General features: G+C 57.6%; 14 protein-coding genes. 13 read left to right on the plus strand and 1 reads right to left on the minus strand.

The genetic code is table 11. From position 1 onward, the window contains the following. The first annotated feature begins 508 nt into the window (after positions 1 to 508). From CFR76_RS16235 to CFR76_RS16295, 13 genes are all read left to right on the plus strand, one after another. Positions 509 to 1,912: an aminotransferase-like domain-containing protein gene (locus CFR76_RS16235; protein WP_025440016.1), complete on the plus strand. Its 1,404-nt coding sequence runs from the start codon at positions 509 to 511 to the stop codon at positions 1,910 to 1,912. A 338-nt stretch (positions 1,913 to 2,250) separates the two neighbouring features. After that, positions 2,251 to 2,733, plus strand: a complete 483-nt coding sequence (locus CFR76_RS16240; protein WP_025440015.1) for an MSMEG_0572/Sll0783 family nitrogen starvation response protein — start codon at positions 2,251 to 2,253, stop codon at positions 2,731 to 2,733. A gap of 24 nt (positions 2,734 to 2,757) precedes the next feature. Next, the gene (locus CFR76_RS16245) at positions 2,758 to 3,732 is read left to right on the plus strand and encodes a Nit6803 family nitrilase (protein ID WP_025440014.1); all 975 of its coding nucleotides are present in this window, start codon (positions 2,758 to 2,760) and stop codon (positions 3,730 to 3,732) included. Continuing rightward, positions 3,729 to 4,838, plus strand: a complete 1,110-nt coding sequence (locus tag CFR76_RS16250; protein WP_025440013.1) for an MSMEG_0568 family radical SAM protein — start codon at positions 3,729 to 3,731, stop codon at positions 4,836 to 4,838. The genes CFR76_RS16245 and CFR76_RS16250 overlap by 4 nt, the downstream gene beginning before the upstream one ends. Next, the gene (locus CFR76_RS16255; RefSeq protein WP_025440012.1) at positions 4,835 to 5,398 is read left to right on the plus strand and encodes an MSMEG_0567/Sll0786 family nitrogen starvation N-acetyltransferase; all 564 of its coding nucleotides are present in this window, start codon (positions 4,835 to 4,837) and stop codon (positions 5,396 to 5,398) included. The genes CFR76_RS16250 and CFR76_RS16255 overlap by 4 nt, the downstream gene beginning before the upstream one ends. Next, positions 5,395 to 6,366: a sll0787 family AIR synthase-like protein gene (locus CFR76_RS16260; protein ID WP_025440011.1), complete on the plus strand. Its 972-nt coding sequence runs from the start codon at positions 5,395 to 5,397 to the stop codon at positions 6,364 to 6,366. Before CFR76_RS16255 ends, CFR76_RS16260 begins: the two co-directional genes overlap by 4 nt. Next, entirely contained in the window at positions 6,363 to 7,541 is a 1,179-nt protein-coding gene (locus CFR76_RS16265) for an MSMEG_0565 family glycosyltransferase (protein ID WP_025440010.1), read from the plus strand. The genes CFR76_RS16260 and CFR76_RS16265 overlap by 4 nt, the downstream gene beginning before the upstream one ends. Next, on the plus strand, positions 7,529 to 7,816 hold the full coding sequence (locus CFR76_RS16270; RefSeq protein WP_010515873.1) for an MSMEG_0570 family nitrogen starvation response protein: 288 nt from the start codon (positions 7,529 to 7,531) through the stop codon (positions 7,814 to 7,816). The genes CFR76_RS16265 and CFR76_RS16270 overlap by 13 nt, the downstream gene beginning before the upstream one ends. Positions 7,817 to 7,832: 16 nt before the next feature. Continuing rightward, positions 7,833 to 9,080 (plus strand): MSMEG_0569 family flavin-dependent oxidoreductase, encoded by a 1,248-nt coding sequence (locus CFR76_RS16275; protein WP_025440009.1) that lies wholly within the window; start codon positions 7,833 to 7,835, stop codon positions 9,078 to 9,080. Positions 9,081 to 9,094: 14 nt separating this feature from the next. Continuing rightward, positions 9,095 to 10,867: an AMP-binding protein gene (locus CFR76_RS16280; RefSeq protein WP_025440008.1), complete on the plus strand. Its 1,773-nt coding sequence runs from the start codon at positions 9,095 to 9,097 to the stop codon at positions 10,865 to 10,867. Between the two features lie 278 nt (positions 10,868 to 11,145). Further along, positions 11,146 to 12,579, plus strand: coding sequence for a cytochrome ubiquinol oxidase subunit I (locus CFR76_RS16285; RefSeq protein ID WP_006115551.1), 1,434 nt, complete (start codon positions 11,146 to 11,148; stop codon positions 12,577 to 12,579). Between the two features lie 2 nt (positions 12,580 to 12,581). Beyond that, positions 12,582 to 13,601 (plus strand): cytochrome d ubiquinol oxidase subunit II, encoded by a 1,020-nt coding sequence (gene cydB / locus CFR76_RS16290; protein ID WP_006115550.1) that lies wholly within the window; start codon positions 12,582 to 12,584, stop codon positions 13,599 to 13,601. Continuing rightward, positions 13,588 to 13,737, plus strand: a complete 150-nt coding sequence (locus tag CFR76_RS16295; protein WP_007397858.1) for a DUF2474 domain-containing protein — start codon at positions 13,588 to 13,590, stop codon at positions 13,735 to 13,737. Before cydB ends, CFR76_RS16295 begins: the two co-directional genes overlap by 14 nt. Before the next feature lie 66 nt (positions 13,738 to 13,803). Here CFR76_RS16295 and CFR76_RS16300 read toward each other — a convergent pair whose 3' ends face one another. Next, positions 13,804 to 14,376, minus strand: coding sequence for a type IV secretory system conjugative DNA transfer family protein (locus tag CFR76_RS16300; protein ID WP_264986399.1), 573 nt, complete (start codon positions 14,374 to 14,376; stop codon positions 13,804 to 13,806). Positions 14,377 to 14,466: the final 90 nt, after the last annotated feature.

A 14,466-nucleotide genomic window follows, 5' to 3' on the forward strand; every position in this document is an offset into this window, starting at 1 on the left:
CGGATCTTTCCAATTGTTTCCACAACAAGCATCCCAAACCGGGCCTCCATTCAGCATGAAGGCCATCGTGAACCCGTTTCTCAGAAAGGGGTCGTTTTTGACTGCCTGTCCCCCTTCCAAAGGGGTCACTTTTCCATGCCGCTTAACAACCGATAATCCTTAGCGTATATCTGTGCCCGTTTTATGTACCGATCCCAATCATGACATCACAATTAGAGTAAGGTGGGATTGAACTGTTCCAGAATACCCCCTGGATGCAAAGCAAATTTGCATCGAAGGTTCTTGTTCAATTATCGGGTCAACCCATTGGAGATGAACAGAAACTGATAGCCTCGTGGACGAATTCCTTGCTCTTAATTTTCTTGATACAACACAAACAACATCTCCTCTATCTGCTCACGCACATTGACCGCTCAAGTCTATCCACAATCTATTTTGTAGATTATTGCATTGTTTGTATGGAATATGATCGAATAAATTTCTGTCGAATATATGGAAGCCATTTGTCATGTCCGATTATCCTTATCTGGCTCACTGGAAAGAAGAAATCAGCCGAAGCCCGAATGCGATGTATCTGACACTCGTTGATGCGCTGGCACTTTCCATCCGCAAAGGCGATCTGAGAGAAGGCGATAGACTGCCGCCCCAGAGAACCATCGCAAGCCATATCGGAACCAACCTGACAACCGTGACGCGCGCCTTTACCGAGGCCCATCGTCGGGGTCTGATTGACGCAACAGTTGGTCGGGGTACCTTTGTTCGTGTTGGCGCAGGGGAAAGTCATTGGCGTCATACCGGTCCCGCCGTGGTTGACCTGACCATGAACCTGCCGCCCATCCCGCAGGACCCGCCCCTTCAACGCGTTATCCAGAACGATATTACGGCCATCCTGAAGCAGCAGGATCTGAACAGCCTGATGTCTTACCGGGTAACGGGTGGCACACTGGAAGAACGCCAACTCGGCGCGAAATGGATCGCGCCCGTCATCGGCCAGCGCCGAACGGATGAAATCCTTGTCTCGCCCGGTGCACAGAGCGCTCTGGCGGCAATCGTCAGCACTCATACCCAACCCGGCGATGTTATTGTCACTGACCGCATTGCCTATCCCGGTATCCGGACCATAGCAGCGCAGTTTGACCTTATTCTGGTCGGTGTGGACAGCGACATGGAAGGCATGATGCCAGACCAGCTTGATCGGGTCTGTGCCGAACATCATCCCCGCTTACTCTACTGCATTCCAACCATCCACAATCCCAGCACGGCCACGATGTCCCTGCAAAGACGCGAGGACATCCTGAAGGTCGCCCAGCACCATCATCTGCATATCGCCGAGGACGACCCTTACAGCCTGCTGATGGACAATCCGCTACCGGCGCTGGCGGCCCTCGACCATAGCCGTGTCAGCTACGTGGCTACCCTTGCCAAGACGCTCAGTCCGGGCCTACGCACGGCCTATGTTGCCCTGCCGAATACTGACATGACTCGACGGGTAACAGCGGCTATTCGAGCTATCGCGCTCACCAATGCCGGCCTGCTCAGTGCGCTGACGGCGCGGTGGATGCAGACGGAACAGGCGCACACGATCCTCCACTCGATCCAGAAGGAACTGCGCCTGCGCCAGTCGATCGCCCGCAGGGTGTTGGGGGAAAGACACTGTATGAACCCCGACGGACCGCATGTCTGGCTGAAACTGCCAGACTGGTGGGGCAGCGCGGATTTTGTCGCCTACGCCCGCAGGCGGGGACTGGCGCTGGTTCCCAGCACCGTTTTCACCATCAGTGGCGAACCCCCGCAGCGCGCGCGGATTGCACTAGGCAGCGCTCCAGATGCGGCGAGCCTTGAAGAATCTCTGCATGGCGTGATGTCTGTCCTGCAGCACAAACGCTCCCCCGGTTTTGCCGATATTGTGTGATCTCGCCGCTACACCGTGAATCGGCGCAACCTACTGATTCGACGGTGAATCTGTGCATTCATAGAAAACAAGGCCTCTGAGGTTTTCACAAATGCGTGATTTAAGTATCAAGCAAAAACAATGAGTTATTTATATACCCCATCATTGTCTGGCATTTTATCATTTATTGTCTTCTTTCGTCCGCCTTAAATGGCTTCCTATTTGTCTCTTTGTTTTTTTTGTACCCAAAAAGGTATCCATACAAAATTTTGTAGTTGGCGCATTCCATGTCACGTTTTCTCCCGGTGTTGCGGTCGCCCCGGCATCTCGCCAGAGACCGCACTACATGGAGATACATCATGCCGAAAGTCGAACACACTCCGTACAAAGATGGCGATTGCTTCGTCAATTATGAAAACAAGGTCTTTGAGGACGTCAAAGCCAAACCCGGCGAAAAAGCCCTTATCACCTTCCATACTGTGGCCAATGAAGGGTCGGTCGGGTTCGTCAACCTGCTGCAGGCTACCCGCCTGATCCGCAAAGGTTTCGAGACGTCGGTGCTGCTGTATGGCCCGGGTGTGACCCTTGGTGTGCAGCGCGGCTTTCCCCGCCTGGGCGACGAAGCCTTTCCGGGCCACATGAATTGCAACAAGCAGATCGCGAAAATCCTCGAAGAGGGCGGCAAAGTCTATGCCTGCCGCTTCGCGCTTCAGGCCCTTTACGGCTACGGCGAGCAGAACCTGATCCCCGGCATCACGCCGATCAACCCGCAGGACGTGCTCGACATTATCCTCCTTGCGCGTCGTGACAACGCTTTCATCCTCAATACCTGGACTCTCTAAAGGCCAAAGGAAGGACCGCAAGCCATGTCACGTATCGTTCGCGCTGCTGCCATCCAGATCAGTCCCGTCCTCGGCGATGACGGTTTGGGGACAGCCCGGAAAGTCTGTCAGGCCATCCGTGAAGCCGCCGAAAAAGGTGTGAAGCTGGCGGTCTTTCCTGAAACCTTCGTGCCCTATTACCCCTACTTCTCGTTCATCCAGCCAGCTTTCCGTTTCGGCGGCGAACATCTGGAACTTTATGAACGCGCCGTCATCATTCCAGGTCCGGTGACGGACATGGTTGCCGAAACCGCACGTGATACCGGCATGGTCGTCGTGCTGGGCGTGAATGAGCGGGATTTTGGCACACTCTATAACACGCAGATCGTCTTCGACGCGACAGGTGAGATCCTTCTCAAGCGTCGCAAGATCACCCCGACTTATCATGAGCGCATGGTCTGGGGGCAGGGCGATGGCGCTGGTCTCAAGGTTGTTGAAAGTGCTGTCGGCCGCATCGGGGCGCTGGCCTGCTGGGAGCATTACAACCCCTTGGCGCGCTACGCGCTGATGACACAGCATGAAGAAATCCACTGCGCCCAGTTTCCCGGTTCACTGGTGGGGCAGATCTTCGCCGATCAGATGGAAGTCACCATCCGTCATCACGCTCTGGAATCCGGCTGTTTCGTTGTGAATGCCACGGGTTGGCTGACGGAAGATCAGATCAAGGATATTGCGCGAGACCCTGCACTTGAAGGGCCGCTGCGAGGAGGCTGCTTTACCGCCATCGTCTCTCCCGAAGGTAAGCTTCTGGCCCCGCCTTTGACGGAAGGTGAGGGGATGGTGATTGCCGATCTTGATTTCGCTCTTATCACCAAGCGCAAACGGATGATGGACTCTGTAGGACATTATGCACGACCTGAACTGCTTAGTCTGCTTCAGGATCGGCGGCCTGCCCGTACCGTTCATTACGTTGGTGAAGCCGATCCGGTTTCCACATCTACAGATGAGGCTGCGTCATGACCATTCCGACGCTCGGTACACTTTCTGGTCGCAAGCTCGTTACCGATCTCCAGTCCTTTGGACTGCAGATCGGCGAGCAGACCGGCGGCATTGCCCGCAAGGGAGGCGCTGGTCCTTCGGATCACAAGACGATCACCATTGCGGGCCAGACCGTCATGGTTCCGGTCTATACGTCTGGCGCGCAGCATTCACCGTTTCAGGCCAGCCCGCCAGACCAGCACGGGACCAGCATGCTGCTACGCGATGGGCGGGCAGTAGGTACGATCCATTTCCCGGCTGCCCCGCGCTTTTACGGGCTGAGCACGACAGACGGTATTCCCTACTGGAAGATCGCGCTACTGCATGGCCGTGACACGCTGGCGACCACGGTGCACCAGACCTGCATCCGCTATGCCGACCGGCGCACATCCTGCCAGTTTTGCGCCATTGGCCAATCGCTGGAGGCGGACCGGACGATCGCTTACAAGACACCGGCGCAGCTTGCCGAAGTTGCCAAAGCTGCTGTGGAACTGGACGGCGTGCGCGACATGGTGCTGACGACCGGCACGCCCAATGTGGTTGATCGGGGTGCTGCCGTGCTGGCGGAGTCAGCGCGTGCCATCAAGGCGGCGGTGGATCTGCCGCTTCAGGTTCAGTGCGAGCCGCCACGTGATCACGGCTGGTTCCAGCGTTTGCGGGAAGCCGGAGCCGATAGTCTGGGTATGCATCTCGAAGCCGCTACGCAGGTAGTGCGTGAGAAGATCATGCCCGGCAAGGCCACGGTCAGCGTCGATCGCTACATGGACGCTTTCGCCAGCGCCGTGCCGATCTTCGGTCGTGGGCAGGTCAATACCTACATTCTGGCCGGTCTTGGCGACAGCACCGAGGACATTCTTGCTCTCGCCGAGCGTCTGATTGCGCTCGGGGTCTATCCCTTCGTGGTGCCGTTTGTGCCCATTTCCGGCACTCCGCTGGAAAATCATGTTCCGCCTTCAGCCGAGTTTATGAAATCCGTGCTGGCACCGCTTGGGCGAATGCTCCGGGAAGCGAACATGAAATCCACCGATATCCGGGCCGGGTGTGGTCGTTGTGGCGCCTGTTCCTCGCTTTCGGCGTACGAACAATGAGCACGATCCTCGAAGGCATGGAAGACCGGCCGTTCATTCCGACGGAATATGTTGTGCGCCTTGCCCGCACGCCATGGGAGCGTGCCGGTTATCATGCGCTCCGCCGTGAAGTGTTCTGCAGTGAACAGCATGTTTTTGCAGAGGATGACCGCGACGCGATTGATGAGGTCGCCATTCCCATCATCGCCGCCTGCTGCATGGCGGGGATGCCGGACCGGATCGTGGGAACAGTGCGCATTCACGAAGCAGAGCCCGGTGTGTGGCGCGGTTCCCGGTTGGCCGTGCATGCTGATCACCGCAAGCTGGGGCGGATCGGGGCGGAACTCATCCGCATGGCCGTCAGTACGGCACACGGCCTGGGGGCTACACGGTTTTTGGCCCAGGTGCAGGAACAGAATGTGCTGTTCTTCCGTCGCCTGCACTGGAAAAGTCTCGGCGTCATTACGCTGCATGGCCTGCCGCATCACGACATGGAGGCTGATCTGTCACGCTATCCGGCGCACGGTCTGGATCAGACCTGGCTGCTGCGTCCGCAACCCCGGATACGACAGGTGGCGTGATGACACATGAACTCACCACACTCCTGCGCACGCTCCGTATGGGGCGCTCTCTTGCGGCTAAGCAGGACATTGCAGAAGTTAGCGCGATTTTAGGGACAGGCGCCAAAGCTGTCCGTCTTGGCGATGACTGCGCCGCGATCCCGGATGGCGATGGCTATCTCCTGCTGGCCAGTGAGGGCTTTCAGGACAGCTTTGTCCGCTCAATGCCATGGTTTGCCGGGTATTGCGGCGTGATGGTCAATGTCAGCGACATCGCGGCGATGGGCGGCCGTCCCGTGGCGGTGGTGGATGCTTTGTGGAGCGATACGTCCGAGGCGGCCGCGTCCATTCTGACCGGTCTGCATGAAGGTGCGCGCACCTATGGCGTGCCGGTTGTTGGTGGACACACCAACATGCGCAGCACCCATAATTCGCTGTCGGTGGCGATCCTTGGCCGTGCCCGTCATCTGCTGACCAGTTTCGATGCCCGACCGGGCGAAGTCCTGATCGCCGCCATCGACCTGCGCGGCCGCTGGCACGACCCGCACCCGTTCTGGGATGCCAGTTCCGCACTGTGTCATACTGAGGGGGCGGCACGCCTTCGAGATGATCTCGATCTCTTGCCCGGCATTGCCGAGGACGGGTTGAGCCGCGCTGCCAAGGATATCAGCATGGCCGGACTGCTGGGCACCGCGCTCATGCTGGCCGAATGTTCGGGTATCGGCATGACCATCACGCTCGATGACATTCCACGTCCCGACGATGCACCAATGGAACGCTGGCTGTCCGCATTCCCCAGCTATGGCTATCTGCTGACGGCGCGTCCCGAGGATGCCCGGGCAATTATCGCACGTTTTCAGGCACGCGGGATCACTGCCGCCATCATCGGACAGTGCGATATGACACGACGCCTTGATATCATATGGGACGGGGAGAAAGAAACCTTCTGGGATCTCGCCCGGACGCCGCTCATGGGGTTTGTGTCATGAGTCTGTCCATTGGCATCCTGACCCATTCGACCAATCCGCGCGGTGGTGTGGTGCACGGCATGGCGCTGGCGGAAGCCCTGCGTGACGCGGGCCATGACGCAACGCTGATTGCGCCGGACGTGACAGGGGCCGGTTTCTTCCGCACGCCCCGCTGCGCCACAAACTGCATCCCGGCCGTGCCTGAGACCGACCTGCCAACGCTGGTGGAACGCCGCATTGGCGAGATCAGGGACGCCCTGCGTGGGCAGCATTTTGACGTGCTGCATGCGCAGGACCCGATCAGCGCCAATGCACTGGCCGAACTGGTGGAAGAGGGACGGATACCGGGCTTTGCCCGCACGGTCCACCATCTTGACCATTTCACGCACCCAGTCCTTGCCGCGCGGCAGGAACGGGGGATCAGGGCGGCGGCCGAACTGTTTACCGTCAGCACAATGTGGGAAGATGTCCTGCGCAACGACCATGGCCGCGAAGCCCCGGTCGTGGGCAACGGGGTTGATCCCGTGCGCTTTTCGCCCGTAGAAACCGCGCACGATGCCACGTTGCGGGCGCGGTATCATCTGCCTGCCGATCGTCACCTGATCCTGTCCGTGGGCGGGATCGAGCGGCGCAAGAACACGCTGCAATTGCTCGACGCATTTCTGGCCCTTCGCTGCGAACAGCCTGATGTGCATCTGGTTGTGGCGGGCGGGGCCTCACTGCTGGATCATTCTGCTTACCGCAATCGATTCATGGCGCGTCTGCGCGAAAGCGGTGCGGCCGATCATGTCACCATCACCGGGCCGGTTGCGGATGAAGACATGCCTTCATTCTATCGGCAGGCGGACCTGCTGGCCTATCCATCCGTAACCGAGGGGTTCGGGTTGTGCCCGCTGGAAGCCCTGGCTTGCGGCACGCCTGTTATTGTGCCGGCAATCGCACCTTTCACGGAGCATTTTTCGGCAACGGATGCGCTGTGGTGCCAACCGGCGCACCCCGACACCTTGTTCATGGCGTTGCGCGACGCCCTGCGCGTCGAAAACCGTGACCATTTCCGGGTCAGCGGCCCCGCAACCGCCCGCCGTTTCGACTGGGGCCATGTCGCCAGTCGGCACCTCCCCGCATATCGGTGTCTGGCAGCGCGGTCGCGCACCGATGCCATTGCTTCAGGAGTTCTTTCACCATGCCCGAAATGACCTTTCGCGTGCGCTGGCCCGATGGGAAGGAGACTGACTGTTACTCCCCATCGCTGGTCATAAGAGACCACTTCACGACCGGTCAGGATTATCCGGTCCGGGAGTTTCTTGAAAAGGCGGACACCGCCCTGACGGACGCCAGCGAGCGGGTTCGCGCCCGCTACGGCTTCCCATGCAGCCGCGCCCTTGGCCAGCTTCAGGCCATAAGGCAGACCGGTGCGCCTTTTCTAAACCAGTCCGATGCGCAGGTGCGCATCCTGTCTTTCAGCTATTGAGACGAAAAGAACGACCATGACACAGAACGAGAAAAGCATCCCCGTTATCATCGTGGGCGGCGGACAGGCCGGGCTCTCCATGAGCTGGTATCTCTGCCGCGAGAAAGTGGAGCACATCGTCTTTGAGGCAAAGACGGCCTGCCATTCGTGGGACGATGAACGCTGGGACAATTTTTGCCTGGTCACACCCAACTGGCAGTGCGAACTTCCCGGTCATCCCTACAAGGGGAAAGACCCGCACGGCTTCATGGTGAAGCAGGAAATTATTGACTACGTGAAGGGCTTTGTCGCCTCCTTCAATCCGCCCCTGCGCGAGCACACAGCCGTTACCTCCATCACCCGCCATGAAGGTGGTGGCTATCGCGTGGTGGCAGGTGGTGAGACGTGGCACGCGAAGCATGTGGTCATCGCATCGGGCGCGTATCAGGATGCGGTGATCCCCGGTTACGCCAGCGCGATCGACCCTGCCATCCATCAGGTTCACTCGCAGGATTACCGCAATGCCGCCCAGTTGCCTGAAGGGGCAGTCCTGGTCGTGGGCAGCGGTCAGTCCGGTGCGCAGATCGTCGAGGACCTGTTTCTTGAAAAACGCAAGGTCCACCTTTGCGTCGGCTCCGCTCCGCGTGTCTCGCGCTTCTACCGTGGCCGCGACGTGGTGGACTGGCTTGCGGATATGCACTTCTACGATCTGACGGTGGATAATCACCCCCTGCGTGATGGCGCACGCGACAAGACCAATCATTACGTCACGGGCCGAAATGGCGGGCATGACCTTGATCTGCGACTGTTTGCAAAGGAAGGCGTGGGCCTGCACGGCACGCTGGAGACCATCCGTGACGAAGTGGCGCACTTCGCGCCGGATCTTGCGGAAAACCTTGATGATGCGGACAGGACCAATGCCGACATCAAGAAATCCATCGACACCTACATCGCCCGTGAAGGGATCACGGCCCCGACCGAAGCCCCTTATGTGCCGGTCTGGGAGCCTGATGGCAGCAACGCTCCGCTGGACCTGAAGGCCGCCGAGATCACCTCGATCCTCTGGTGCATCGGTTTCCGTCCGAACTATCGCTGGATCGACGTGCCGGTCTTCAACGGAGCCAACAAGCCGGTCTGGCATCGCGGCGTGACCGATGCGCCGGGCTTCTACTTCCTCGGCCTGCCATGGCTGCACACCTGGGGATCGGGACGGTTCTCAGGCGTTTCGCGCGATGCCGCGTGGCTGGCCAGCCAGATCACCGGCAAAGACGTGCCTGTAGCCTGAACGGAGTAAACGCCATGCTTCCATGGACAACATATGAGGCGATGCACGATGCGGCGTTGAATCAGCCAGAGCCGTTCTGGCTGGAGGCGGCGCAACGCATCACATGGAAGCAGGCACCCATGACCGCATGCAGGACGCGGGCGGATGGCTGGCATGACTGGTTTCCTGACGCCACGCTCAATACCTGCCACAACGCCGTGGACCGGCATGTTGAAAATGGTCGCGGTGAACAGGCGGCATTGATCTGGCATTCCTGCGCCACGAAGGAACGGCAGGTGGTAACCTACCGGGAACTGCAGGGCAGGGTAGCCGGGTTTGCCGGTGGCCTGCGCTCGCTCGGGGTGGGGAAAGGCGACCGCGTCCTGATCGCCATGCCGACCATGATCGAGACAGCCATAGCCATGTTGGCATGCGCGCGGATAGGGGCTGTGCATGTTGTGGTTTTCGCCGGTTATGCCGGACCGGAGTTGGCACGACGGATTGATGATGTGGCTCCGAAAGTCATTATCATGGCCAGTTGCAGCTTTCAGGGCCAGACGCCTATTCCCTCTGCCCCTGCTCTGAATGATGCACTTGCTTTAGCAGCGTACCGGCCACAGGCCTGCGTGATTGTGCAACGCGCAGCATGTCAGACATCATTCATGCCACTGCGGGATCATGATTTCCATACGCTGGAACAGTCCGCACCGGCAGAACCGGTCACGTTGCGCTCCGAAGATCCCCTGTATATTCTTCACACGTCCGGCACGACAGGTCATCCGAAGGGCATTGTGCGTGACAATGGTGGCCACGCTGTCGCTCTCGCCCTGTCCATGGATCTGATCTACGGCTGCAAACCCGGTGACACCTTCTTCACGACATCGGATCTGGGCTGGGTGGTTGGCCATTCCTACGGCGTCTATGCGCCGCTGATCAGCGGCTGCACCAGCGTGATCGTGGAAGGCGGCGCATCGGCTTCCGCCATCCGCGCGCTTTGCCATGAGCATGACGTGAAATGCCTGTTCACCACACCAACACAGATGCGCCTCATGCGGCAGGAAAGCCGCAACCTGTCAGGAGCGATCCTACCAACTCCTGCCCGCATCTTCGTGGCCGGAGAATATGCGGACCCGACATTGCTGGAGTGGGCACGATCCTATTTTTGCAAACCCGTGGTCAATCACTGGTGGCAGACTGAAACCGGGTGGAGCATCACCGCCCATTTCTTTGGCCTGCCCGAGCGCGATCCGGTCCCGCTCATGAATGACATTGGGCGGCCCGCACCGGGTTTCCGTCCGGAAATCGTGCCGTCCATACCCGGTGAACAGTGCGGGGAAATTGTCCTCTCCCTGCCGCTGCCACCCGGCTGCCTGGCTGGCGTATGGAAGGATGGAGCGATCCGTGTTCCTGCCGCCTATCTTGATGAAACGAACCGGTATTATCGTACCTTCGACGAAGGCATGATCGAGGCCAGCCGCGCCGTGCATATGCTCGGGCGTTCCGACGATGTCATAAAGGTCGCAGGACGACGGATTTCGGGTGTGCAGATCGAAAAGATCATTGCCGCCCATCCGGCTGTTCATGCCTGTGCCGTAGTAGCCTCTCCCGATGAACTGAGAGGGCAGCGACCTGTCGCCTATGTAGTACCTAACTCCGGTGTAAAAGTCATACCTTCTTCCGAGGAAATGATCGGACGGGTCAATCAGGCACTCGGTCGCTGGATTGGTCTTAAGGAAGTCCACTTCGTCAGACATCTGCCCACGACTGTCTCAGGAAAGATCACGCGGAAACGCCTGTTGGTATCTTAACGTTATCAGTCTCGTATAAGATCATTTTTATGAAAAAATGGCGAACTCATACCAGACAATCCGAAGACTCTGCACTTATCAATATGTCATGGTTGAAGGATTATTAGAAAGATGACTGTATGATAACCAAAGACGTTTCCAAAACCAAAACGGAACAGATATACACGCCTATCAGGCAGTGCGAATATTATAACAATAAAACCGTCTGACAGTCTGTCATTTATGGAAATTTTACGTTTCTTATAAATGCGGCTGGATCACGATTTGGGGAATTACCCATGCAACCATCTCACGATATCGCGCTGCTTCTGGCACGCTTCCAGTTCGCCTTTACCGTAGGCGTTCATATTGTTTTTCCCGCCTTCTCAATCGGACTGGCTGCCTATCTGGCCGTGCTGGAAGGATTATGGCTTAAAACCAGGCGGTCAGCTTATCTCGACCTCTACCGATACTGGATCAAGATATTCTCGATCGTCTTTGGCATGGGCGTCGTCTCCGGGCTGGTCATGTCGTATGAATTCGGCACGAACTGGTCGGTCTTCTCCCGGAAAGCCGGCCCTATTACAGGTGTTCTCCTATCGTATGAAGTCATGACAGCCTTCTTTCTCGAGGCGGGCTTCCTCGGGGTCATGCTCTTTGGCATGAACAAAGTAGGACGCGGCCTGCATTATGCAGCAACATGCTGTGTCTCGGTCGGTACACTCATCTCGATGACATGGATCCTAGCGTCAAACTCATGGATGCAGACGCCACAAGGATACACAATTGATGCTGCTACCGGTCGCTTCATACCCGCAGACTGGCTTGCCATTATTTTTAATCCCTCTTTTCCTTTCCGGCTTGTGCATATGGGTCTGGCGGCCTTTCTTTCGGTTGCCTTTATAGTAGGAGCGACAGGGGCGTGGCATCTGCTCAAGGCACGCCGTGCGGGCACACAGGCGAGCGAACCGGTGCGCCTGATGTTTTCCATGGCAATGTGGATGGCTGCCTTCGTTGCCCCGCTACAGGTCCTCGCCGGTGACGCCCATGGGCTGAACACGCTCAAATACCAGCCGGTCAAGATTGCCGCGATGGAAGGGGATTGGGAATCAGAAGCGCGTGCCCCGGAACTGCTGTTCGGTATTCCCAACATGAAAACCGAACATACGGATTATGCTATCAGGCTGCCGCTGGCCGGGTCACTCATCCTGACACATAGCCTGAATGGTAAAGTACCGGGCATGAAGGATTTCCCGCGTGACCAGCGGCCGCCTTCTCCCGTGATCTTCTTTTCCTTCCGCATCATGATCGCGCTGGCGATGCTGATGGTTCTTGTCGGGTTCTGGTCGCTCTGGTTAAGGCGCAGAGGAACCCTGTTTAGCAGTCCAGGATTTCATCGGGTCGCCGTATGCATGGCGCCCACCGGTTTCATCGCATTGTTGTGCGGCTGGGTTACGACCGAGGTCGGCCGTCAGCCCTGGACCGTCTACGGTCTGCTCAGGACATCCGACAGTGTTTCCCCAATCGCCCTGTCCAATATGGCGCTGACGATGACCGTCTTTGTTGTGGTCTACGTAATCGTATTCGGATCAGGGATCGGCATTCTGGGCCGCCTGCTGGCACGCGCGCCACAAGAAGGTGAACATGAAACCAGCCCCTCTCATGCCCCGAATATTCTGGCCACAAGCACTCATCCCAAAGTCATCAATCCCTCTTCTGGCGAAGGAGCCTGAACATGATGGACGTCGCATACTGGCTTCCGATCATATGGGCCGTTATTCTGGTCGCTGCGATCACCATCTATGTCATCCTTGATGGCTTTGACCTTGGCATTGGAATGCTGTTCGCCGTAGAGCGGCATGAAGCCCGCAGGGATGTGATGGTCAACACCATCGCCCCTGTATGGGATGGGAACGAAACGTGGATGGTCCTTGGCGGTGCTACGCTCTATGGGGTCTTTCCTGGGGCCTATTCAACACTACTCCCTGCGTTCTACCTGCCGATCGTGCTCATGCTGGTTGCCCTGATCTTCCGTGGTGTGGCCTTTGAATTTCGTATCATGACACGCGGCACTGGACGCGAAAAACTGTGGGACGCTGGCTTCATGGCAGGATCGGGCATCGCGGCCTTCTGTCAGGGCGCAATCCTTGGAGGGGTCGTCCAGGGAATCAAGGTCGTGGACGGGGCTTTTGTTGGCGGTTCACTGGATTGGCTAACCCCATTCAGCGTGCTGTGCGGAGTGGCCGTCATGTGCGGTTATGCCCTACTGGGTGCAACCTGGCTTATCTGGCGTACGACCGATGTGCTGGAAGCCTCCTGCCGGAAATGGGCGAAGCTGCTGGCGATCGGGCTGTTTGTATGTATCGTAGCTGTCAGCCTGTGGACGCCCATGTTGCACGCACCCTACCTGCGGCGCTGGACCGAGTGGCCAAATATCGCATTTGTCGCACCTGTTCCCCTTCTGGTAATCGCACTGGGTTTTCTGCTGACCATCGGTCTGCGCCGTGGACATTCCAAAGGACCTTTCCTGTGTGCTCTCGGATGGTTCTTTCTCTGCCTGTCCGGCCTCGGGATTACGGTGTGGCCATATGCTGTTCCACCCGAGTTGACGCTGTGGGATGTATCATCTCCCCCTTCCAGTCAGTTTTTCCAACTGGTCGGCACCGTCATCTTGTTGCCGATCATCCTGACCTACACGGTTTACTCCTATCGCGTGTTCCGCGGAAAGGTAACGGAAGCAGATGGCTATCATTGAAATCGTACAAGGCAATGGGGACAACGCGCCCCGGCGACTTAGCCAGCGTATCGGCTGGTTCATCGGCATCTGGGCGCTTAGCACAGTAGCGTTATTCGTAAGTGCCTCGCTTGTTCACCTGATCGTACCAAAATGACTAAACCTGTGGTTGTTTTGACAACCACAGGTTCATTTTTCAACATTGATTATACCCTCTCGAACCTCACCCCAAGTGCTTATTAAACCGATTAGCTGCAATCTTTTCCCTGATTTCAGGCCGCCGGAAATAGATCGGCATTCCACAACGCAATGGGCGACCGTCCCGAACCACAACAAACGCTTCATCCACCCGCGCATCATTGAGCAACTCTTCACGGCGGATCAGGGGACGACTAATTTCGTGGTAGCTGGTGTTCGTACCGCGTGAGCGGTTGCCGGCTTCCCACCCCTTTCCCGACGTGCCGGAATTACTACCTTCGGATGTCGCCATGACGCCATACTGACCAAAGGTTTCTTCTAGTTCCTTTGCCGTATCGAGGTCAGAGATCGCAACATATGTCCGATGCGCGGCCGCCTCGTACCATGCCCGCTTTCCCTCGCGCCCCCATTGTTCTTCAAGCTGGCCGACCGACTGGTAAAGTAGCCTCAGAGTGATGCCATATTTCCGGCCTGCATCCCGCGCCGTTGCCATGATTCGCATCCGCCCAAGACGAGCAACCTCATCCAACAGGAAAAGAACCCGATTCTGGATGTTGCCATCTGCCTCATAAACGTAAGCATCCGACGAGGCTTGCAGTTACCCACAAATCTGCTGTTCTTGAATTTTGTGCTTGATGCAGATGAATCTGTTGTGATTCCTTTTCTGTCACCTTTATGCAGGCGGGGT

It is taken from the genome of Komagataeibacter swingsii, from assembly GCF_003207895.1.
In the GTDB taxonomy this organism is placed as follows: Bacteria; Pseudomonadota; Alphaproteobacteria; order Acetobacterales; family Acetobacteraceae; genus Komagataeibacter; species Komagataeibacter swingsii.

Excerpts from the sequence above, each read along its gene's own strand:
- CFR76_RS16240 (WP_025440015.1), top strand. The coding sequence starts at position 2,251 with ATGCCGAAAGTCGAACACACTCCGTACAAAGATGGCGATTGCTTCGTC.
- CFR76_RS16255 (WP_025440012.1), top strand. The coding sequence starts at position 4,835 with ATGAGCACGATCCTCGAAGGCATGGAAGACCGGCCGTTCATTCCGACG.
- CFR76_RS16280 (WP_025440008.1), top strand. The coding sequence starts at position 9,095 with ATGCTTCCATGGACAACATATGAGGCGATGCACGATGCGGCGTTGAAT.
- CFR76_RS16265 (WP_025440010.1), top strand. The coding sequence starts at position 6,363 with ATGAGTCTGTCCATTGGCATCCTGACCCATTCGACCAATCCGCGCGGT.
- CFR76_RS16285 (WP_006115551.1), top strand. The coding sequence starts at position 11,146 with ATGCAACCATCTCACGATATCGCGCTGCTTCTGGCACGCTTCCAGTTC.
- CFR76_RS16295 (WP_007397858.1), top strand. The coding sequence starts at position 13,588 with ATGGCTATCATTGAAATCGTACAAGGCAATGGGGACAACGCGCCCCGG.
- CFR76_RS16235 (WP_025440016.1), top strand. The coding sequence starts at position 509 with ATGTCCGATTATCCTTATCTGGCTCACTGGAAAGAAGAAATCAGCCGA.
- CFR76_RS16250 (WP_025440013.1), top strand. The coding sequence starts at position 3,729 with ATGACCATTCCGACGCTCGGTACACTTTCTGGTCGCAAGCTCGTTACC.
- cydB (WP_006115550.1), top strand. The coding sequence starts at position 12,582 with ATGATGGACGTCGCATACTGGCTTCCGATCATATGGGCCGTTATTCTG.
- CFR76_RS16270 (WP_010515873.1), top strand. The coding sequence starts at position 7,529 with ATGCCCGAAATGACCTTTCGCGTGCGCTGGCCCGATGGGAAGGAGACT.
- CFR76_RS16275 (WP_025440009.1), top strand. The coding sequence starts at position 7,833 with ATGACACAGAACGAGAAAAGCATCCCCGTTATCATCGTGGGCGGCGGA.
- CFR76_RS16245 (WP_025440014.1), top strand. The coding sequence starts at position 2,758 with ATGTCACGTATCGTTCGCGCTGCTGCCATCCAGATCAGTCCCGTCCTC.